22 protein-coding genes, 3 tRNA genes and 3 pseudogenes are annotated in these 20,595 nt (G+C 50.9%); 11 read left to right on the top strand and 17 right to left on the bottom strand.

All coding sequences use genetic code 11. The features are described 5' to 3' along the window. Window positions 1-5 precede the first annotated feature (5 nt). The gene (locus tag SYMBAF_RS07350) at window positions 6-311 is read left to right on the top strand and encodes a type II toxin-antitoxin system RelE/ParE family toxin (RefSeq protein ID WP_040265660.1); all 306 of its coding nucleotides are present in this window, start codon (window positions 6-8) and stop codon (window positions 309-311) included. A gap of 302 nt (window positions 312-613) precedes the next feature. Then, window positions 614-1,656, top strand: a pseudogene (locus SYMBAF_RS07345) (IS481 family transposase). Between the two features lie 3 nt (window positions 1,657-1,659). Here SYMBAF_RS07345 and SYMBAF_RS07340 read toward each other — a convergent pair. Together SYMBAF_RS07340 and SYMBAF_RS07335 are read right to left on the bottom strand one after the other, a co-directional pair. Further along, window positions 1,660-2,262, bottom strand: a pseudogene (locus tag SYMBAF_RS07340) (IS256 family transposase); the annotation flags it as partial. Between the two features lie 92 nt (window positions 2,263-2,354). After that, window positions 2,355-2,597, bottom strand: coding sequence for a hypothetical protein (locus SYMBAF_RS07335; protein ID WP_052447816.1), 243 nt, complete (start codon window positions 2,595-2,597; stop codon window positions 2,355-2,357). Window positions 2,598-2,652: 55 nt separating this feature from the next. Here SYMBAF_RS07335 and SYMBAF_RS17640 point away from each other — a divergent pair. The 3 genes and pseudogenes from SYMBAF_RS17640 to SYMBAF_RS07315 form a co-directional block, all read left to right on the top strand. Further along, a pseudogene (locus SYMBAF_RS17640) lies at window positions 2,653-3,216 on the top strand (IS3 family transposase); the annotation flags it as partial. A 481-nt stretch (window positions 3,217-3,697) separates the two neighbouring features. Next, entirely contained in the window at window positions 3,698-4,006 is a 309-nt protein-coding gene (locus tag SYMBAF_RS07320; protein WP_040265662.1) for a hypothetical protein, read from the top strand. Between the two features lie 424 nt (window positions 4,007-4,430). Then, window positions 4,431-4,613 carry a hypothetical protein gene (locus SYMBAF_RS07315; protein ID WP_040265663.1) on the top strand — a complete coding sequence of 61 codons (183 nt, stop codon included), beginning with the start codon at window positions 4,431-4,433 and terminating at the stop codon, window positions 4,611-4,613. A gap of 4 nt (window positions 4,614-4,617) precedes the next feature. Here the strand turns inward: SYMBAF_RS07315 and SYMBAF_RS07310 are convergent, their stop codons facing one another. Further along, window positions 4,618-4,821 carry a DUF2594 family protein gene (locus SYMBAF_RS07310; RefSeq protein ID WP_040265664.1) on the bottom strand — a complete coding sequence of 68 codons (204 nt, stop codon included), beginning with the start codon at window positions 4,819-4,821 and terminating at the stop codon, window positions 4,618-4,620. A gap of 697 nt (window positions 4,822-5,518) precedes the next feature. On the opposite strand from SYMBAF_RS07310, the gene uvrY reads away from it, so the two are divergent. The 6 genes from uvrY to SYMBAF_RS07280 all read left to right on the top strand — a co-directional run bounded on the left by uvrY (window position 5,519) and on the right by SYMBAF_RS07280 (window position 9,048). Then, window positions 5,519-6,175 carry a UvrY/SirA/GacA family response regulator transcription factor gene (gene uvrY, locus SYMBAF_RS07305; RefSeq protein WP_040265665.1) on the top strand — a complete coding sequence of 219 codons (657 nt, stop codon included), beginning with the start codon at window positions 5,519-5,521 and terminating at the stop codon, window positions 6,173-6,175. Further along, on the top strand, window positions 6,168-8,000 hold the full coding sequence (gene uvrC, locus SYMBAF_RS07300; protein WP_082026986.1) for an excinuclease ABC subunit UvrC: 1,833 nt from the start codon (window positions 6,168-6,170) through the stop codon (window positions 7,998-8,000). Before uvrY ends, uvrC begins: the two co-directional genes overlap by 8 nt. 56 nt (window positions 8,001-8,056) lie before the next feature. Next, window positions 8,057-8,605 (top strand): CDP-diacylglycerol--glycerol-3-phosphate 3-phosphatidyltransferase, encoded by a 549-nt coding sequence (gene pgsA, locus SYMBAF_RS07295; RefSeq protein WP_040266229.1) that lies wholly within the window; start codon window positions 8,057-8,059, stop codon window positions 8,603-8,605. 144 nt (window positions 8,606-8,749) lie between these two features. Beyond that, window positions 8,750-8,825 (top strand) — tRNA-Gly (locus SYMBAF_RS07290). A gap of 54 nt (window positions 8,826-8,879) precedes the next feature. Then, window positions 8,880-8,953: transfer RNA gene (locus tag SYMBAF_RS07285), tRNA-Cys, on the top strand. Between the two features lie 9 nt (window positions 8,954-8,962). Further along, window positions 8,963-9,048, top strand: a tRNA-Leu gene (locus SYMBAF_RS07280). A 222-nt stretch (window positions 9,049-9,270) separates the two neighbouring features. On the opposite strand, the gene SYMBAF_RS07275 is transcribed toward SYMBAF_RS07280, so the two are convergent. From SYMBAF_RS07275 to SYMBAF_RS07210, 14 genes are all read right to left on the bottom strand, one after another. Continuing rightward, entirely contained in the window at window positions 9,271-9,492 is a 222-nt protein-coding gene (locus SYMBAF_RS07275) for an ogr/Delta-like zinc finger family protein (protein ID WP_082026987.1), read from the bottom strand. 73 nt (window positions 9,493-9,565) lie between these two features. Continuing rightward, a complete protein-coding gene (locus tag SYMBAF_RS07270; RefSeq protein WP_040265667.1) occupies window positions 9,566-10,657 on the bottom strand; it encodes a phage late control D family protein in 1,092 nt (363 codons plus the stop codon). After that, window positions 10,654-11,118 (bottom strand): phage tail protein, encoded by a 465-nt coding sequence (locus SYMBAF_RS07265; protein WP_040266230.1) that lies wholly within the window; start codon window positions 11,116-11,118, stop codon window positions 10,654-10,656. The genes SYMBAF_RS07270 and SYMBAF_RS07265 overlap by 4 nt, the downstream gene beginning before the upstream one ends. 11 nt (window positions 11,119-11,129) lie before the next feature. Next, on the bottom strand, window positions 11,130-13,961 hold the full coding sequence (locus tag SYMBAF_RS18160) for a phage tail tape measure protein (protein WP_082026988.1): 2,832 nt from the start codon (window positions 13,959-13,961) through the stop codon (window positions 11,130-11,132). Then, window positions 13,954-14,076 (bottom strand): GpE family phage tail protein, encoded by a 123-nt coding sequence (locus SYMBAF_RS07255; RefSeq protein ID WP_072008420.1) that lies wholly within the window; start codon window positions 14,074-14,076, stop codon window positions 13,954-13,956. Before SYMBAF_RS07255 ends, SYMBAF_RS18160 begins: the two co-directional genes overlap by 8 nt. A gap of 11 nt (window positions 14,077-14,087) precedes the next feature. Next, entirely contained in the window at window positions 14,088-14,414 is a 327-nt protein-coding gene (locus SYMBAF_RS07250; RefSeq protein ID WP_052447817.1) for a phage tail assembly protein, read from the bottom strand. 71 nt (window positions 14,415-14,485) lie between these two features. Continuing rightward, the gene (locus tag SYMBAF_RS07245; protein WP_040265668.1) at window positions 14,486-15,001 is read right to left on the bottom strand and encodes a phage major tail tube protein; all 516 of its coding nucleotides are present in this window, start codon (window positions 14,999-15,001) and stop codon (window positions 14,486-14,488) included. 10 nt (window positions 15,002-15,011) lie between these two features. Beyond that, on the bottom strand, window positions 15,012-16,184 hold the full coding sequence (locus tag SYMBAF_RS07240) for a phage tail sheath protein (protein ID WP_040265669.1): 1,173 nt from the start codon (window positions 16,182-16,184) through the stop codon (window positions 15,012-15,014). 154 nt (window positions 16,185-16,338) lie between these two features. Then, window positions 16,339-16,563, bottom strand: coding sequence for a hypothetical protein (locus tag SYMBAF_RS07235; protein WP_040265670.1), 225 nt, complete (start codon window positions 16,561-16,563; stop codon window positions 16,339-16,341). Beyond that, a complete protein-coding gene (locus SYMBAF_RS18155) occupies window positions 16,563-18,047 on the bottom strand; it encodes a phage tail protein (protein ID WP_040265671.1) in 1,485 nt (494 codons plus the stop codon). The genes SYMBAF_RS07235 and SYMBAF_RS18155 overlap by 1 nt, the downstream gene beginning before the upstream one ends. Continuing rightward, a complete protein-coding gene (locus SYMBAF_RS07225) occupies window positions 18,044-18,652 on the bottom strand; it encodes a phage tail protein I (protein ID WP_040265672.1) in 609 nt (202 codons plus the stop codon). Before SYMBAF_RS07225 ends, SYMBAF_RS18155 begins: the two co-directional genes overlap by 4 nt. Then, the gene (locus SYMBAF_RS07220) at window positions 18,645-19,553 is read right to left on the bottom strand and encodes a baseplate assembly protein (RefSeq protein WP_040265673.1); all 909 of its coding nucleotides are present in this window, start codon (window positions 19,551-19,553) and stop codon (window positions 18,645-18,647) included. The genes SYMBAF_RS07225 and SYMBAF_RS07220 overlap by 8 nt, the downstream gene beginning before the upstream one ends. Next, the gene (locus SYMBAF_RS07215) at window positions 19,553-19,900 is read right to left on the bottom strand and encodes a GPW/gp25 family protein (RefSeq protein ID WP_040265674.1); all 348 of its coding nucleotides are present in this window, start codon (window positions 19,898-19,900) and stop codon (window positions 19,553-19,555) included. The genes SYMBAF_RS07220 and SYMBAF_RS07215 overlap by 1 nt, the downstream gene beginning before the upstream one ends. Further along, window positions 19,897-20,535 (bottom strand): phage baseplate assembly protein V, encoded by a 639-nt coding sequence (locus tag SYMBAF_RS07210; RefSeq protein ID WP_040265675.1) that lies wholly within the window; start codon window positions 20,533-20,535, stop codon window positions 19,897-19,899. The genes SYMBAF_RS07215 and SYMBAF_RS07210 overlap by 4 nt, the downstream gene beginning before the upstream one ends. Window positions 20,536-20,595: the final 60 nt, after the last annotated feature.

The raw sequence follows: 20,595 nt of genomic DNA, 5'->3' as shown, positions 1-20,595 counted from the left end.
AGCGAATGAAGTTGAGTCTATCGCCACTGGCAGAGCATGATATAGAAACCATCGGCGACTATATCGCCCAGGATAATCCGTTAAGGGCGATGAGCTTTACCGAGGAGTTGTATCAGCAATGCCTGCTGATAAGTGAATCGCCAGCCGTTTACCGCGAGAGGCCGGAACTGGGTCAGAGGATAAGAAGTTGTGCTTACGGACGTTACCTTATCGTGTTCAGCGTTCGTGATGTTGAAGTGAGAATAGAAAGGGTGTTGCACGGAGCCAGAGATATCAGCATGTTGTTCCCGGAGCCGCCGGAGAGTCCGTAAGCTCTGTGTCAGCGCGCCAGCTCGGCAAGGCAGCAGGCGCGCTGTTGAACCTCTTCTTCTCTTCAGCGTCAGCGCGGCGCACCTCCTGCCCTGGTCAGCCACGGCGTGTGCGGGGGTAAATGGCCGTGCGGCAAGCGCTGGGCTAGGGTGTTCTGTGTGGCTGAGGTTGCTTGCCGTCCGGCCATTCAACTGTAGTAGCTCTTACTTTATCTGACCTCTCTTGTTGTATATAAAAAATACCAGAGAGGTGAAAAATGAATCGGCCAGCAAAAATCATTAAACCTAAACTCGGTTTGTGAGAACTGGCACGACAACTGGGTAATGTTCGGGAAGCCTGTAAAATTATGGGCTACAGCAGAGACCGCTACTATCGTTTCAAAACGCTTTACGAACAAGGTGACGAGTTGGCGCTACAGGAAATCAGTCGTAAAAAACCTATCGAAAAAAATCGTGTTGAAGCTCATATCGAACAAGCCGTCGTAAATATGGCCTATGAATTCCCCGCTTATGGCCAGCACCGTGTCGCCAAGGAACTCACCCGGCAAGGAATACTGATTTCAGGCAGCGGGGTTCGTTCTGTTTGGTGACGATATGATTTGGAATGCTTTAAAAAGCGGCTCACTGCGTTGGAAACCAAGATGGTTCAGGAGGGCGGTGTTCTCACCGAGGCTCAGTTGCAGGCACTGGAGCAAGCTAAATCCCAACGAGAAGCTCACGGTGAAATAGAGACACAGTACCCAGGCTATCTGGGTGCACAAGACACCTATTATGTCGGCAATATCAAAGGGATTGGCAGAATTTATCAGCAAACCTTTATTGATACTTATAGCCGTGTTGCTGTTGCCAAAGTCTATACCGAGAAGAATGCATTGATTGCCGCAGAAATGCTCAATGAGCAAGTGTTGCCGTTCTTTGATGAGCAAGGGATAGCGTTGTTACGGATATTGACTGATCGCGGGACGGCGTTCTGTGGCAAAAAAGAGAGTCATGCGTTTGAATTATATTTGAATATTGAAGATATCGAGCATACACGACTCCAGGCTTACAGCCCGCAGACAAACGGCATCTGTGAAGGGTTTCACAAGACAATGAAAACGGAATGCTACGATGTCATGTATCGCCGTAAGATTTACCGTAAATCTGATGAAATCCAGCGAGAACTCAGCCAATGGCTCTATTTTTACAACCGTGAGCGCCCCATTCATGACGATACTGTTATGGAAAAACGCCTTGGCAGACTTGGGAAAGCAGCAAGGGTTTGGCGAAAGAAAAGCAACTTGAGAGTTTATTTATCGCATCGGACAGTCAGACTCAACTGACAAATTTGGGTCTGAAAAATGAGTGAATGTCAGATCAAGTCGCGACTAATACAGATTAAGTTTGAGCTACTACAACTCATCGCCAGCCGCCAGTTCTGGATCGGCATACTCCATTTTTTTGACACATCCTTAATCGCCAGATAAATCACTTTCCGCACTGAGTCGTCTGTCGGGAACACTTTGCGCTTTTTGATGGCTGCACGGATCACACTGTTCAGCGACTCGATAGCCTTGGTCGTGTAGATGGCTTTGCGGATTTCGGCTGGATAGCCGAAGAACGTGTTGAGATTTTCCCAGTGCGCACGCCAGCTTTTACTGCTCTGCGGGTATTTATCGTCCCAGACGCCTGCGAACTTATCCAACTCCATTAGCGCTGCTTCTTCTGTCGGAACCAGGTGCACCGTTTTCAACCCGCTGGTGACGGCTTTGTAGTCCTTCCACGACACGTATTTCAGACTATTGCGCACCCTATGGATGATGCAAAGCTGAATGTGTGTCTGCGGATACACGCTGTTTATCGCATCAGAGAAGCCTTTCAGGCCGTCTACGCAGGCAATCAGGATGTCCTGAAGTCCCCGGTTTTTAAGCTCTGTCAGCACACTGAGCCAGAACTTCGCATCTTCGTTTTCGGCCTGCCGCCGTTGTGGCGGTAGCCGACAATGCACTTGCGGGCTTGGGGTGTGGCGGGTTGTGACTTATGATGTTGCTGCACCTTCAGCCCGCGCTAAAAATCGTCTCGTTTGCTGCCTGTCTCCTGTTGTTGTGCCTGTGCAATAACCGCATCCAGCATTTCTGTCACCATCTTCTGCCGGGCCTTCGGGAGCTGGATTATCACCTCAATCTGCTGTTCCAGTCGGGATGTCGGCCCGCGCTTGCGCGGGGTGTGTTCTGTCTCTCCTCCCAGTAATCTTTCCAGAGAAACCGAGAGTAACTTCGCTACAGCGGGCAGTACGGATAATTGCAACATTAAAATACCATCTTTGGAGGTGCGGACGATTTCCTGGACTCTCAGGAGATTGTTTATGTCTTTGCTCGAAGATCGGCTTCACGCCATTAAGCTTTACTTCAAATAGGGAAAAAAGGCTGCTGCTGTGGTTCGCGAGCGGGGATATCCGACTGTCAGACAACTCAGGCGCTGGGTTCGCGCATGGCAAACGTCCGGTGAGAAAGTCGAAAGTGTAAAACGAAAACCTCGTTATTCGGATGAACAAAAGTTGGCGGCTGTTGAGCATTACCTGAATCATGGCCGTTGTCTGGCCTTCACCCGCAGAACATTAGGCTATCCCAGTGATGTAGTGCTGAATCGCTGGCTGGATGAACGTCATCCCGCCAAGCGACGGCTCATCTCCGGCATACACAAGGAGGTAAAGCGTCAGGCTGTCAGGGAGTTCTGTACTCGCCTGGTGCCTGCCCGTGACATCGCGCAAAAAATGGGTGTCAGCCGCCGGGTGTTGTACAAATAGCAGGATGAGTTTATCGGGGATGAGGTCTACTGCACCATGCGTAAACAGAATGAGCCTTCCCTTGAGGATGAGCGTGATGCTCTTCTGGACGAAGTTGCCCGGCTTCAGCAACAGATAATCCGGGCAAGGCAGGTTGTCGCAGCGGCGACCTGCTCCATTAACAGTATTGAGTAGCGATTTTATCTTTAATATCCTTACCTCTCAGTCGTTCAATTTTAGCCGCCGCTGATAACGCCGTTCATCTGAAATCTGAGCACCAATGCCAGAAAACATCGCGTCCGTTCTGGCGATAATAAGCTCGAAGGGGAACGGCTTTAAACACTAAGCCCTGCATGAAATTGAAAATTAATAGCATGCGAATTAATATTTTAATTTCATGGGAAATTAAATTTACATTAGGATATTTACCTACCGTAAATATGCACAGTCATGATTACTTCTTTATTTTTATGCTATTATATTTTACAAATAGGAAGTTTTTTTTATTCTTCTAAAATGGCACACTGACACCGATGTAATGAATTTGCATTTTAATATTTATTTTTATAAATTAAAAGTGGAAAGTAATAACATGATAATGCAAAAATGAAAAGGTAACTTTGTTTTGCCAGAAGAAAAGAAAGTATCTAAGGATAGTGATGATTTATCTTTGCTCTTAGATGATGAACTCAAAAATTTATCTGATGTAGGGGCTACTCTGGGGTATGGGCGCACTCGTTTTTATCAATGGTGTCGAGGCCGAGGGCTTCTCACGCCGATGAACACCCCTTCAATAGAAATGATCAGCGCGGGATATATGGTGACAGCGCTATCGGATACGGGTTACCCACGGGTATATGTGACTCATGATGGTGTTAACTATGTAGGCAACCTCTTCGAGACAGATATTCAAAAAGGTATGATTAAACTTTAAAAAATAAAAATTTTATCAATTTCAAATTGTTAAACATATTATTTTCCTATGTTATTACTGCTCCATTCGGTGAATTTTAGGAAGGAACCCTATTTTCCTGCCTTTTGATGGGTGAACGCTATAGGAGAAAACGATTCTCTTCTTCTGCAAGCCAAGCTGGCCAGCGATGGCCCTAATGAGCTAGGTTGTTTCCTCTTCACAGTTATCGTCGTCATACTTCAAACTGCCTGTGCGTTAGCTTTCATCGCTCACCCCAGTCACTTACTGGTGTAAGCGACTGGGGATTAATGAGCCTCATCCCTGAAGTTTAAGCTGCGGCCCAGCACAAGCGCTATTCAAATCGGTTCCCAATCGATTTGTCGCTGCGTTGCTGCAACTCAAATTATTTAGGGTATAGATAATTCCGCATTGCAGGGGATAAGCAGTGTGGTTTTGTATTGCAGCCAGGCTGATTTTAGTGGTTCTTTTCTATAAGGGCATCCAGAACATTGCCATTATCCTCATTTGGCATGGTTTAAATGATGCCTATCATCGTCGCCAGAAAGCGCTTGCAAGATCAATCAAGCTGAGCAGAAAGCAGGCTAGTCATCAAGGAAAGCTTGCTTGATGGCTTATTGACGGTAGGTGTGTTTAATTTGCTGGATACTATTTTTGAAGATTTCAGCCTGAATCGGATCCTCGATCTGTGCGATGAAGCGTTCCATGTTGATAATAACCTTCCCCTGTGTATTCTGGCCCAGCGTGGCTTTAAGACAGGCAATTTCAGTCGCCAGCGTTTCCGGGGTTACAGACGTAGTGAAGTCAACCTTGCCCATTTTTTCTCCTGATTTTTGGCGGCTGAAGCCTGAACAAAATGCGTTTTGATGCGCCTCGGTGGCGCTCTTGTCCAGCTTGGCATGCAAGTGTCAAATTAATTTTGGGGCATAAGTATAGCATAATATGTAGCGGCCATCTGCACTGAGTGCATGGGTTGGAGGGCTCATTGGTGTACCCATAATGAAATCGTGCTAGTGTGTGGTTAAATAATTAACAAGATTTTTAACCCGGTTAATAAGTAGTGGCCTGAAAGGAGAAATTGCTAAACAGCCGGAATTATTTTAATTAGCATAGCCGCATCATTCTCACTTTTATCCCGCATTTTGTACTAAATAATTGGTTTTTGCGATAACATTCGGTCGATCTGTGCGCGGAAGTATTCATAAAGAATATAAAAATCAAATAATTAATGTGAAATCATGTTTGTTTTTAACATTCTCCATGTTGCGATTGTTTACACTGATTTTATTACTGTCATGTGATTATCGATGTATCATATGGCGCTAGCCTTGGTACGAAGTTATTTTTACCGTCTGAATATCGGCACAGACGGCCAAAATTCAAAAATCAGCGCTGTTCCGCAAAGTTATTCAGGAGTATGTATTAATCTGCGTTCATTCTTGGCTGAAAAACCAGTAACATCTCTGGCGAAAACAGAGGTTGATTGCGTAACTCCCTTTTTTTGGAGATTTTTCCTTGATCAGCGTTTTTCTTGTTGATGACCACGAACTGGTGCGCGCAGGGATACGACGCATTCTTGAAGATATCAAAGGTATAAAAGTTGCCGGGGAGGCCCAATGCGGTGAAGACGCCGTAAGATGGTGCCGTGGTAACGCCGTGGATATCGTATTGATGGATATGAATATGCCAGGTATTGGCGGGCTGGAAGCCACGCGCAAAATTGTGCGTTACACGCCGGGTGCCAAAGTTATTATGCTAACTGTTCATACTGAAAATCCGTTACCTGCTAAAGTGATGCAGGCGGGTGCCGCCGGTTACCTGAGCAAGGGGGCTGCCCCACAGGATGTGATTAACGCCTTGCGCTCGGTACATGCCGGGCAGCGTTATATCGCCTCTGACATTGCTCAGCAGATGGCGTTGAGCCAGTTGGAACCGCAGACTGAAACGCCGTTCAGTTGCTTGTCTGAACGCGAGTTGCAAATCATGTTGATGATCACCAAGGGGAAAAAGGTTAATGAGATCTCAGAGCAACTGAGCCTCAGCCCTAAGACGGTGAACAGTTATCGCTACCGCATGTTCAGCAAGCTGAACATTAGCGGTGATGTTGAACTGACTCACTTGGCTATCCGACACGGGTTGTTCAATGCGGAGACGTTGTTAAGCAGTGAGTGAGCCTTTTGATGCCAAAACATTTCTAAGCACCCTAACCAGCCAGCCTGGAGTCTATCGTATGTATGACGCCACTGGCACGGTTATCTATGTCGGTAAAGCCAAAGACCTGAAAAAACGTCTCGCCAGCTACTTCCGTCAACAAATCGCTAGCCGCAAAACTGAGACGCTGGTTAAAAATATTGCACAAATAGACATAACTGTGACACATACCGAAACAGAAGCGCTGCTGCTAGAACATAACTACATTAAACAGTACCAACCACGGTACAACGTTCTTTTACGAGATGATAAATCTTATCCGCTTATTTTTCTCAGTGCGGACAGCCATCCACGGCTGGCGATACATCGCGGGGCCAAGCATGCCAAGGGGGAATATTTCGGCCCGTTTCCCAATTCCTACGCTGTACGTGAAACGTTGGTGCTGCTGCAAAAGCTGTTCCCGATCCGCCAATGTGAAAACAGTGTATACCGCAATCGATCACGTCCTTGCCTACAGTATCAGATTAGCCGTTGCCTGGGGCCTTGTGTCGCTGGGTTGGTGAGTGAAGAGGAGTACCGGCAACAGGTGGACTATGTGCGCCTGTTCCTGTCCGGTAAGGATCAACAAGTGTTGCATCAACTGATTGAGCAGATGGAAAACGCCAGCAAACGGCTAAATTTCGAAGAGGCGGCACGCATTCGTGACCAGATCCAGGCGGTGCGAAGCGTGACCGAGCGGCAGTTTGTGTCTGGCGGCAGTGACGATCTGGACGTAATCGGCGTGGCGTTCAATGCGGGTATCGCCTGTCTGCATGTGCTGTTCATTCGCCAGGGTAAGGTGCTGGGTAGCCGCAGCTACTTCCCGAAAGTGCCGGGTGGTACTGAAATCGGTGAAGTCGTACAGACTTTTTTCGGCCAATTTTACTTGCAGGGTAGCCAGGCGCGCACCTTGCCGTCTGAAATTCTGCTAGATTTCAATCTATTGCAGAAGAAACTGCTGGCCGAATCGCTTTGCGAACTGGCAGGGCGTAAAATTCAAATCCAGAACAAACCGCGCGGTGACCGCGCTCGCTATCTGAAACTGGCGCGTACCAACGCGGCGATTGCTCTGGCTAGCAAGCTTGCGCAGCAGTCAACCTTTCATCAAAGGTTGGCAGAGTTGGCAAAGGTGCTGAACCTCTGCGAAATTAACCGGATGGAGTGTTTCGATATTAGCCACACGATGGGTGAACAGACGGTGGCTTCCTGTGTGGTGTTCGACGGCGACGGGCCGCTGCGCTCAGAGTATCGGCGCTATAATATTACTGGCATTACTCCGGGAGATGACTATGCGGCTATGGCCCAGGTGCTGAAACGCCGCTATGGCAAAGCATTGGATGAGAAAAAAATTCCAGATGTCATCTTTATCGATGGTGGTAAAGGGCAGTTAGGCATGGCGATTGAGGTATTTGGTTCATTGAACGTGAGTTGGGATAAAAAAAAGCCGCTGCTAATCGGTATCGCTAAAGGTGCCGATCGTAAAGCCGGGCTAGAAACGTTATTTTTTGTGCCGGAAGGTGAGGGCGTTTCGCTGCAGTCGGATTCACCAGCGCTACATGTTATCCAGCACATTCGGGATGATTCGCACAATCACGCGATTACCGGGCATCGACAGCGAAGGGCAAAAGTAAGAAATACCAGTTCATTGGAACTTATCGATGGTGTTGGGCCAAAACGGCGACAAGTGTTGTTGAAGTATATGGGGGGGCTTCAGCCATTATTGAATGCCAGTATTGAGGAAATTGCAAGAGTGCCGGGTATCTCACAAGCACTGGCAGAAAAAATCTACAATGCATTGAAACACTGATAGCAATGTAGCAACATACTCTTAATTCTCACTCCAGCCAGATATACCCTAGCATGATGCAATTGAATATACCGACGTGGCTTACCTTGTTTCGCGTAGTTCTGATCCCATTCTTTGTGCTGGCATTCTATCTGCCATTCACTTGGGCACCGATGGTTTGCGCCATCATCTTTGTATTTGCTGCTATAACCGACTGGTTTGACGGCTTTTTAGCCCGTCGCTGGAAACAAACTACCCGATTTGGGGCGTTTCTCGACCCGGTGGCGGACAAAGTGATGGTCGCCGTGGCGTTGATACTGGTGGTAGATTACTATCACATCTGGTGGGTCACCCTGCCAGCAGCCACTATGATTGCCCGTGAAATTATTATTTCATCGCTGCGAGAATGGATGGCTGAAATTGGCAAGCGTAGCAGTGTAGCGGTATCGTGGATCGGAAAAGTGAAGACTATGGCGCAGATGGTATCGTTGATCGGGTTGCTTTGGCGTCCTGAGCGTGCTGTGGAGTATGTGGCGTTTGGTCTGTTGTACATCGCGGCGGTGCTGACTTTCTGGTCGATGTTTCAATATTTGAAGACTGCGCGAAACGATCTGATTGAACCCTGATCAAAGCGATGCAAAAATCGGCAAACGAATATGATGGGCCAACAATTTTATTGACTCATCATGTTAGGTAAGTAGAATGCACCGCATTGGATGGCTGCAAGCCACTGCCAAAGATAGCAAAAAAATCAGCAAGTTCTGATTAATGCGGGAATAGCTCAGTTGGTAGAGCACGACCTTGCCAAGGTCGGGGTCGCGAGTTCGAGTCTCGTTTCCCGCTCCAGATTCGATAAAGTCGGTATTTCCGACTCTAACCTGAAAAGGTAAGCAAAGTTAAGGCGCGTTAACAAAGCGGTTATGTAGCGGATTGCAAATCCGTTTAGTCCGGTTCGACTCCGGAACGCGCCTCCATTTCCCCTAGCCCGGGTGGTGAAATCGGTAGACACAAGGGATTTAAAATCCCTCGGCTTATGGCTGTGCGGGTTCAAGTCCCGCCCCGGGTACCACATTGATTTATAAAGATAAATTAAACCGCCGAGAGGCGGTTTTTTTGTGCCTGAAAAAAGGTGAATGGCTCCAAAATGGCTCCAGAGTGGCGATAGCGTTTTTATACTCAAAAGAAAACCCGCCGTTTAGCGGGTGCCTTGATCGCTGCAGTACAGCCATTTTTAACTGTGTGGTACCACATTGTTGAATGGCCACAACAGACATTACCGACTATGCCACGCTTATCCAAACAACAAAGAGGTTTGGCCGTTTTGCTGCGGGTGTGGCTGTACCGGATCTACGTTCTGTGGTTTGCTGATTGTTCGAGTGAAAGTTTCATGGCTAACAAATGTGCACCCACAGTTGATGTTAGTGCACTGGTTGTAACGTTCTTTTGTTGTTGATGTAATGTAACTACTGGATCGAGTGTGCGCGGCCTGGCCGCAAAGTGGACAATGCATCATGGCGGGTTTCTCCGTCACGTCCCGGCTAAGGCCGATAATACTGGTAATTATGCACAAAAACTGGCCGTTTGCATTATTCCATTTCCAGCTCGTCGATTTTAACCTCAAGATCCAGCGACGTCGTAAACCCGCTGCCGTTCAAACTGTGCGTTACTGTGACCAGCGTCCATTTTGCTTCGTCGATCTCACGCTTAAAGCCTTTGACTGTGACAGGTGCCTCCGGGTAAAGCTCTGCACGGCCTCGCGCCAGCTGGATCGAGAAAGTGGCGACGCCGCGCTGTATCCGTTCCCAGTTGGCTTTTGCCGCGCGCTGGGCGTTGTATTTTGTTGCGTAGGTATGGCGTAACACCAGGACGTTTTCATCGCTGCCGACCAAGTATTCACCCTGTTTTTCTTCCTCAACCATTGGCTTTTTCTTGCGGCGGCGCTTGACCTTGACCGGCTCGCTTTTCGCGGCGCGTGTGTTTAACCAGTTCGCCACCACGCCCGTATATGCCCCGCGATCGGTCAACGTGAATTGATGACTGTCGCCCGACTGGCGATTGATTAGCATTTCAGGGATCTGTTTGCCATTGATGGTCTGATTTTGCCCCTGTTTGAAGAACAGCAATTTGCCGTTTTTTACAGCGGCAACCGCGCCATTTTCCTTCGCTAAGCGGGTGATGAAGCTCCCGTCCGACTCGTTGGTTTGGTCGATATGAGGAATGGCGATATCAGCCATATTTTTATTGATGACCGGCGTTAGCTTGTTGCGAGTGGCGACGGTTTTCACGATATCACCCAGAGTTTTCTTGTGATAGGAGTTGTCGCGCTGCACGTTTAGCGTTTGTCGAAAATCAGCGCTGCGTGCCGTAATAGTCAACTTATCCGGCGCGCCAGAATGTCCGATTTCATCCACCACAAACAGCCCTTTATCGATCGTGCCGGTATCTTTCCAGCCGATGGCCACGGCGATGCTGACGCCGCGAGGGGGAAGCATCAGGCTGCTGTCGCTGTCGTCAAGCTCGATCTCGAGCTGGTCAGCCTCAAAGCCCCGGTTATCGGTCAGGGTCAGGCCCAGCAGTTTTTCGCTCACCTTCCCGGTAATATCGACACCGTCAATCTTCAACGTAAAGGCCGGCGTATTGCTGCCGCCGATCTTGTCCAGGGTGTCGAGCAGGCTCATGACAAAAGTCCCCCGACGGTGTCAGATACTTGAGTGGCGAGATCTTCAAATTGCTGGGATAAATCACCGAACATGTCTTTTAACCCTTCATCCGTGCGCTTCAGCGTGATGGTAAACTCTATGCGCCTGGCGGATCCGTCCTGAAAGAAAACGGTTTTGCTACGGGTCAGGCTCTCGATCACGAACATGCCATGAATCGCGCCGCTGCCTTCGATAAGCGACCACGCCTTGCCTGTTTCCGCCATCAGCTGTATCGCCATAAGCGACACTCTGCCGCCGGTCAGCTCCGGCAGCAGGACGCCGCTCAATGTGATTGTTTCATCGTCCGGCCCCAAAAACTGACTTTGTGGCCGAAGCCCGACGCGGCTGTTTGTCGGGTGTCTCCATGCCATCTGGTGCTGAAATTCCTGGTATGGAACGGTTTGAAGCATGAACACGAACATGCCTAATGCCATCATCATAATGATCATCCTCACTCAAAATCGTTATAACTGCTGTTCACCTTGGCGCGCGCCTGACGTTCTCTCGCGTCCAACTGCCTGGCGACTTCCCGCGCTATATCTAACGCGCTTTGTCCTGGCTGCGGATTGATTGTTATCGGTGCGTGGATCTCGACAATTGGCGCGTTGGTGCGCTGATAGGATGCGCTACCGGCGGAGCGGTATTGGTTCCCGGCCAAACTGTGCGGGTGTAGTGGGGCATCCGCTGCTGTTGCGCTATTCATGAATAGGGCGGCAACGGCGGCCATTGCTGCCGTATTTCGGCGGCTGGTGACGTTGGCCGGCCCGTTGACAATCTCCGGGCCGTTCTCGCCAACGATGCCGAATTTTCCCAGTGGGATCGTGCCGCCCGTGTCGTACATGCCGCTAAATCCCATAGAGGGGAAGCCGCCTGGGGGGAGCACTACCTTGCCGTCATTGCCGACGGTTGCATATTTTTGCCGTATGGCCTGAGTTGGCGCTCCGGCTTTTGCCGCTTCCGCATTGACGACGCCAAGCTTGTCGAGTAACCACGAAACGGCAGATTTCAGAGTGTCAAGTGGATGCAGTGCCATGTTGAAGGCGTTCGCTAAAAACTCGCCAAATGCCTTACCGGATGCCCCTGCGCTATCAAGTTCTTCCTTTGTTGACTTCACTGGTGTTAAGAGGTCGGTAAACCATTTCCATAACGCTTTTACTTTGTCGCCAATCCACTCAAATACTGGCATTAGCGGTGCAAATGCCTCTTTTATGGGGGCTGCTGCGGCTTTGAATCCCTCAACAACGCCGACCAAAAACGCTTTAATGGGTTGCCAATATTTGTAAATTACCAACCCAACTCCAGCAAGGGCGATAACAATTAACCCTATGGGGCTTAGCAATGCGCCAAACAGGCCACTAACCCCTGTAATAGCAAAACGCAGGAGTCGTAGTGGTGAAGTTGCCACCCACTTTAAGACGCCACCAATTTTCTGCATCCCTTGGAAAAGTCCCGGCAATGTTCTAATACCCAGCACCTGCATACTGAGTCTTAACATGGCAAAAGGCCCAAGCAGTGCCGCAATAGCCAACATGAGAGCGCCGCTTACTGTTGCCAGTATTGCCATCCCTGCTGCACCCAGAATGAAATATTTAGCCAATTGCGGGTGCTTATCAATAAAGGCTGAAACGCTGGTCAGCGCATGATTAATCAGCGTTAACCCCTTAACATACAGAGGAAGAACATTATCCCCAAGCTGCTTATAGAGATCTCGCTTTTTCGCCTCAAGTATCAGCTCTTGCCCTGGTGCTGTTTTTTCACCATTGTTAATAATGGTGTTCATATCTTGTACTTTCTTACCAGCTGCCATTTGTTTAGTAATGTTTTCGCGCTGGTTGTACATGGTTGCGAACAGATCAGATGCAGTTCTGTTAGAAAACAGATCGCTTATCTTTAACTGTATTCCTTCCTCTGATAAGCCCGGATACCTTTTTTCAATACGAGGTACAACCTCCTCCATTAAGTATTTAAATGGTGCGGAATTGAATTTATCTTGGTTTACCAGATTGAAATCTTTTACATGACCAGTTTTTGAATAGGTAACATTATCGATAAGCCCGATTTTGTCCATTTCATCTTTGCTGCGCTCTTTAATGCGTTTGCTGATCCAGTTTTGGCGCGCTGAGTTCAGGGCGTTACCGGTTCTTTCACCGCCCATTTCTTGGATTAGGTGAGAGAATGCATAAAAATATTCGTCCCGGCTGATATCTTTAGCGGCTAGACCGCCGGTTTTCATAAAATCATTGGTGTCTTTTGGCGTGACGATGGTTTGTGTGACGGCAAACGCCTTTACCGACTCATTGATAAAACTGGCGAATTGCTTTGGATCCTGAATCTCATTACGCAGCTCGGCGTTCTTCAGCATGGCATATGACAGTTCGCTGAAGGCATGGGTTTGTTCTGGCGTTAATAGCCCTTTGGCGCCCAGCATGTTGATTGCTGTTTCGGCTCGCGCCAGTTGTACTGTAGCATCCTGGGTGTGATGTTCATCGCGGGTGATGGCATAAGCCTCGCCATATAGCTTCATCAACTCGGATTGGCTATTACCGATCACTGGGTGGGTTTGGACAAAGCGCTGTGCGTCGTTGATTTGTCCGTTCGTCACGCCCTGAGCACGGAATCGCTCAACATGCTGACTGTATTGTGCCGACTCTTCCAGAACGGGTTTGATTCCGCCCAGCATCACTTTGCCGGATATCAGCATACCTGCGCCAGTACCGGCTAGCTGGTTGCGCACCCCCATTGTATTTTGATACCGTGAACGAGCATCCGAAAGCCGCTTTTGTTGTGCCGCTGCACGTTGCAATCTTTGTTCTTGCTCTTGTAACTGGCGGTTATAACGTCCAGTTTGAGAAGTTATCTGTCGAGTTGCGCCCGCACCATCTTTGACCGAAACACCCATACGGTACATTTCGGCTCTTATTTTATTCAGCTGCGCAACTTCCTTGCCCTGAGCTGATTCAAGTTTGTTAACCGCTGCCCATTGCTCTTCAAGGGCTTTTGTTTGCTTCTTCGTGGGATTTTGCTGCGCGGATAGCTCGCGCGTCATCATCTGCGCTTTTAGGCGCGCACTATCAAGTGCTGATGCAATATTTTTACTCGAAGATTGAAGCGCCTTGAAATTTGCAAGATTTGCCCCTGCTTTATCGAGGTTCTTCAGCTGCTCTTGAGTTGCTTTAACAGAAGCGGCCAGCGCTTTATTGCTGGCCTGCATGGATTTAAACGGGCGGGTGACTTTATCGACCGCGCTCAGTAAAACCTGCAATCGGAGGTTTTTGTCACTCATCACTTGCCCCACTGCGGATTATGGCTTTATGCCGCCACTCCAGCAGCTCGGCCAGCGGCATTGAGTCGGTGACGGTCGGCGGCCAGTGGAAGACGGCGGCAATATCCGCCGTCAGATCTTCTACTGTCAGCTGTTCAGGAAATCTGACCTGACCGAATTCGGTAAGAAAAAAATCGCCACAGCTTGCGACAGCTGATAAAGGTCAGCCGGATCGAGGTTGGCAACCTCAGCCGCCGTCAGGTTCGGCGTGGTAATACGCGGCAATACCCTGATCAGGGAATCTACGTCGGTTTCAATCAGCGCCTGCAAACGGGTGCCGCGCAGCGCGCCGGAATTCGGCTTGTTGATGGTCACTTCGGTGATCTGCGTGGTGCCGCGCACGATTGGAACGTCCAGGGTGATCGGTTGGTTGGTCGCCAGGTCAGCGCCGTCTGTCGTCTGTTTTTCTTTCATCACGTTATCCTAATAATTGGTGCTGTTTAGGCGGCCCCTGCGGGTCGCATGAAATACCTGTCAGCGGGCGATTACAAGCCGATGGCGCGGCGGTGCTCCGCCAGGCGATCAACGCCATCAATGATCTCGACCATGTTCACCGTGTCGATTTCCATCAGGACGCTGCCATCCCATGTCAGCTTGAAATAGGTGTTCTTGGCGCTCAGCTTGGTCTGCGTGTTGTCGCCCTGCTTGTAGTTGCCATGATCAAACTCGGAGAAACGTCCGCGCATGACTACCTCGACGGCAATGATCTCTGCGGTGTCGTCACGCTGGAACGAGCCAGCGAAGCGCAGGAGGACGCCGTCAACCTTGGCGCTCCCCCATTGCTTGTAAATCTGCGCCTCAATGCCGCCGAGCGTGATCTCTGCGTCAAGTGCGCCATCATCCAGCCCCAGATCAACGTTGGCGCTACCGTTCATGCCACCGCCCCGGAATGCCTCCAGCTTTCGCGTCAGCTTCGGCAGGGTGATTTCTTCAATAACGCCCTGATAGCTGTTGGCGTCATTGAACAGATTCAGGTACTTCAGTTTGCGTGGTAAGGCCATCGTGTCCCCCTTAACTGTTCACGTTCTGGGTGAAGTTCATCAGATACTTGTCGGTGATGCGCTGGCGCAGCAGCAGATTTTCGAGCGGCGGCACTGGCGTATAATCGTAATCCAGCACCAGTTTTCCGGCTTTCAGGGTGTCCTTGTCGTTGGCCGCTTCATCAATCCAGCAATTACCGTCAACGATGTAACCCCCGTTTTTCAGCCTGCGGAACTTGGCGTTGATGCCCTCGATAACGTCCTTGGCAAGGGAAGGGTGCAGCGGCTGATCTACGGCCCACATCTGCGCCTCTGCCATCGTGTCGGCCACCACTTGCGCGGTGCGGGTGTAGTTTTCGAACTGGAACAGCGGATCGTCGGAACAGGTGCGCGACCCCCAGAAGCGGAATCCGTCTTTGCGGATCAGCGTGGTAACATCGTTTTGGTTCAGCAAGTTGGCATCGGTGGCCGTATCCTGCAAATCCCAATAGACGTCGGCGCTGATGCCGGTCACGCCGTTAACGCCGACGTTGGACAAGGTTTTGTGCCAGCCGACCTGCTGATCAAGCTTGGCGCGCAGCCCCAGCGCGCGGGCGGTCGCGAAAGCTGTTGCTGATGCATTGGTCGTGGTATCCCAGCTTAGGAAATCCGGCCAAATCAACATCGCTTCGCGCTGGTTGAAGTTTTTGCGGTAGTCGAGCGCGTCGGATACCGTCTTGCAGCCATAGGCGCTGAGGTAGGCGAAGGCTCGGAGGCTTTGCGCCACGGCTAGCAATTCAGAGGCGACGGCTTGGTTATCGTGGCCCGGAACGCCCAGAATGCGGGGTTTAACGCCAAGTTGACTCTGTGCAGCTAACAGGGCTTTCAAGCCTGTTTTTTTGCCTTCGGTGGTCACTCCGCCGACGATATTGGTTGTCGTCTCGGCTTCGGTTTCGCCTTGGTCTACACGCACCACGACTGTGACGGGCTTGGCCTGAGCGGCGATGGCATCCAGAGAGCGGGCGAGAGTGCCGGTTTCGCCGGCCTTGCCGCTGGCGGACAGGACGTCGGTAATTAGTACGGGGGTGTTTAACGGGAATGCTTTCGCGTCGGCGTCGTCACCGGTACAGACCATGCCGACGATGGCGGTGCTGACAGTGGTGATGGTGCGTGTGCCTTCGTTGATTTCCTGCACGCGCACGCCGTGATGATAGTCTTGAGCCATTAGGCGGATCTCCTGTAACGGTGTTCCCCTATGGTGTCGGTAGTGCGCGGCTAATGCATTCGGTGGGCTTTGTGTGGTGGCTGGCACAAGGCGGCAGCTTTCTGGCTGTCATTGAGGCGATAGCCCGCATTGTTTGCAGGCTATCGTTTTTGGGTCAATGATTTTCAGCGTTTATACCGCCAATTGTTGCAAATGACTCATCATCATAAAATTTGCCGTCCTTCTCGTTGTAGAACATGCCAATTTGACAAAGGCCATCCCCATCCACCGTAAATCGAATAAGGTCGTAACCCTCTAAACTTAACGAATCGTCAGCGACAATGATGTTGTCCACCTTAGTCTCGCCGGTTTTAACTACGGCATAGCTTCCCGTTTTCATTATGAAAATTCCTCAATAATGACAATGCCCGATGCACCATCACCACCTTTGTACATCGTTCCGACATAGCTGACGTCGTAAGCGCCGCCGCCACCGGAACCCGGCGCGTTGCCACTAACCCCGCCGCCAGCCCCTGCGCGACCTCCACCCCCAAAATATGAGCAACCGCCGATGCCTGCCATCATGACAGAACCCGATTGTCCATCGGCTCCCGAACCGCCGGTGATGCGGATATCACCGGTGGTGGCGGTTCCTCCACTGCCACCTGCGGTATTTGAAACACCCGGTTTGCCGCCGCCGCCGCCACCTGGTGCCGAAAACAAGGAAGAGAAGGACGATACACCGCCACCTCCCCCGTTAGCTGCTCCCAGTCTTCCCACACCACCACTGCCAATGGTTATTACATAACTGGCTGCGCCAGTCAGCGTAAATTGGGTAATGACCGTTGCACCCGCGCCACCGCCTGCGCCAGAAAAGGTTTCGGTGTTGTTGTGAGACTGGCAGCCACCACCACCGCCGCCGCCACCCGTTAGTGTGATGCGAATAAATTTAGCGCCTAGCGTTGGCTTATAAGTCCCGCTGGCCGTGAACGTCTGCGTATTGAGTAGCAGTCCGGAAGGTTTGTCTTCCGACGTATACACCCGCGACCACTTCACGCCGTTAGCAGGTGTATTTGATGAACCAATAAATGCAATGCCTCCCCCAGATACCGCAACATAGCCAGTAGAAGGCGTCCCGTCGCAAGGAAGGCAAACAACCCCATAATCACCGCCGCCAGGCGTGCTGGTGCTACTGGCATTAATGCGATAAATCTGCGCAATGTTGCTAAAGGCGTCACTACGGTGCTGTGGGCCAACTCCCAGGCCAAAAGCCCCTACCGCCATCACATCACCTAAACTGGTTCCGGTGTTTTTTGTTGCAGCTGTACCCAACTCAAGCGCCTCTCGTGCGGCCGATTTGTCACTAACATCCGTTAGGTTTTTGGCGATTTTTAAAGATTCATCGCTGAAGGATTTTACGCTGATATCAACGTACTCACGCGTTGCAAGCACGACCGAAGGGTCAATTTTTAGGGTGATTGCCGACGTGCTCGACACAATCAAAATCATGCGGATAGTTTGTGTGCGGCCACAGCCTTCCTGTAACTGAGGCTTGTAGGTTTCTGGACAGTTTGCAACGGCAATTAGTATACCTTCGTCGTCATAAAGCCCAATCTCTCGGATCCAAAAGCCGCCTTCGTTTTCGGGAATAATCTGTTCCGCGATAATTTGGCTGGAGTTGTTTGGATCAACTTCTAGAAGATTCAACGGCGCGATGCGCTTTTGGTTGATAAGATTAGTCTGCTCCGGTTCTGGTATCGGCAGCGTTCCATTAGCATCACCTACGGCCATCTTCGTCAGGTTTAGTTTGGTGCCTAGTGCCGTCGCGTTCGCCAGCCTCGCTGCGCCCTGATTGGTTATAATGGCAAAATATTTCGCGGTCATACGTTCACTCTCATGTTATCAATCAAATTGATGGCTGCGGCCGGGTAACATTCACCGCCGACGGTAATTTTTTCCGGAGTGTATGGGTAAACGGTCAGCGCGTCGCCGTGGTAGCATGCTGAACCGACATACAGTTCCCCGGTCGAACTCAGGCTGATAGCCAACCCAGTCAGGTGGCGACTTGCCGGTTTGGCATCATCAATCAGGCGCTCAAGTTCCCGATACATTTCTTCGGTGATACCGCTATCCAGTACGCCAACGACGAGGCGGAATGTGCCTGGCTCCTCGTCAAGTTGCCACCACTCGCGCACCTCAATCAGAAAGCCGAGAGGTTCAACCACCCGACGCAATGCGCTGATGGTGCCTTTGTGCTGATGGACGAAAAATGAGGAAGCAATAACGCTGCGTTTTGTCGCCTCTGTCCACCTCTCATCCCACCTGTCGACTGACAGCGCCCACGCCAGATATGGCAGTAGATTTACCGGGCAGGTGCGCCAGTTCCACAAAGTGCGCAATGGTACTGGTACGCGTTCAATCTCAGAAAGCGCAGCAGCAGCGGCAACTTCCAGTGACGTCGAACCAACGGGTAACAATCGATCATTCATCCGAACCCCCGATAGTTATCCTGTAGCCGGTGCAGTTCGACGCCTGCGATTTATTAAGCACAATGTCTGTTTGCGGTGATGCCAGATCTACACGCTGTACGCCTTCAACATGCAGCGCCGCATAAATGGCTGATAGGCGGATATCACGTCCGAGGCGGTGCTGCGTGCTGATATAGTTCTGTAGCTTTAGCGTCGACGCCCGTCTGATGGGTTCAGACTCGGGGCCTGGGTAAACGTAGAGTGTCGCGTCAATCTGATAAGGCACGATCTCGGCTGACTGGACTATCACTCGGTCGCCCACAGGGCGCACAGTTTCGGCATTAAGTGCCTTCTCAACAATTGCCAACAATTCAGGGCTGGCGGTACCGTCACCATCACGGGATAACACGGAAATTGTCACGTGGGCAGGCAATGGGCTTTCGACCGCGACGTCAGCGACTCGCCCGTCGGCGCTTCGACCATGATATTCATAAGCGCCGACCGGCCCCGCCACACTCAAGCCCTCAAACGCTTGTTGTGCACGTAGCCGTAAATCGGCGTCGGATTCCATGACGGCAGGTGTTGGCGGGATGGTGGTATCATCCGCCGGAGTGACAGTCAGACGTTCGGTATTGTTGTTCCCGGCCATGACGTCGAGGTCATCTTCTAAGGCATAAGCCAGCATGACCGCCTGCGCGGCCTCATTTACCCGCTGGCGCAACAATATTTCACGGTATGCTGATTCTTGCAGGACTTTGACGATCGGTTCTGACTCATAACCCAAGGTGCGGCGCACCGCTTCCCGTTCTTCCTCCGGGTAAAGGCTGATCAGGCGCTCTTTTCGTGCATTAAAGATCGTTTCATAGTCCAGCAATTCAATGACATTGGGGCGTGGTAGCTGACTCAGGTCAATTGTCGCCATTATCGCCCCCTTATCGGTAATGAAAATTCAATGCGGCCGGCGGTATCGGTTCGGTTGCCGACCAGGTCAACAACCATTTTCCCGTCCATGTTCGATGTGATGTTGACGGCGGTCAGGGATATGCGATCTTCCCAGCGCAGCACCGCACAATAAACAGCGGCCATCATCTGAAGCTTGAGCGCCGGATTTTGCGGCTGGTCGATCAGGGCCGACAGCTGAGAGCCGTATTTGCGGCGCATGACGCGGCTACCGACGGGGGTAATCAAAATGTCGCTGACAGACTGGCGGATGTGGTCGATCTCGCTGATAGCCTGGCCGCTGTTACGGTTCATGCCGAGATACATCATGATGTTGGCCCCCCGGTGTTGCCGCTGCCGTTCTGTACGTTGCCGTGATAATGCAGATGGACGATCATGCCGTTGGAATTAAAGCCTCCGCCGGTGTGGGTGATATTTCCGTACATTTCACCGCCGTATTTCAGCAGCAGCGAGCCGGCGATCAGCTTGTTGGTGCATTTCACGACGGGTGCATCCAGCGTGATCATCTGGCCGGCGGTAACGACTACGACGTTTGACGTGGCGCTGATTTTCTCAGCAGCCTGGATATCGGCGTATTTCATGCCGTGCGCCGTTAGCGTGCTGCTCTCTGGTTGGTACTCAATGACCGCGCCGTCGGGAAAATCAATACATACGGCATCGGGTGAAGAGGATGGCGCAGGGTGCTGATCAGAGAACACGGCAGGCAGCACAAAGCCGGTGGTCATCTCACCGAAAATGCTCAACACGATCACTTGTTCACCTACCGACGGGGCCGACCAGAAGCGCACACGGCCGGCGCGTGGCGTCAGCCAGTTCAGCCAATCGGTTTCATTCGCGCCGGTTCGTACGCGGCATAAGCCTTTCGCCGTATCCACGTCGGACACGGTGCCGATGCGCACAATGTTAGCCAGGCGGCGGCGTAGTTCAGGGAGGATTGCATTCATACCGCCAGTGTGACGCGTGCGGGCGCGGGGGGCATGTGATGCGCCTTGTGCCATCGCTGG

This window comes from Serratia symbiotica (genome assembly GCF_000821185.2).
Lineage (GTDB): Bacteria > Pseudomonadota > Gammaproteobacteria > Enterobacterales > Enterobacteriaceae > Serratia > Serratia symbiotica.
The sequence above is the reverse complement of the archived record's forward strand: the minus strand, read 5'-3'. Positions and strand labels throughout refer to the sequence as shown.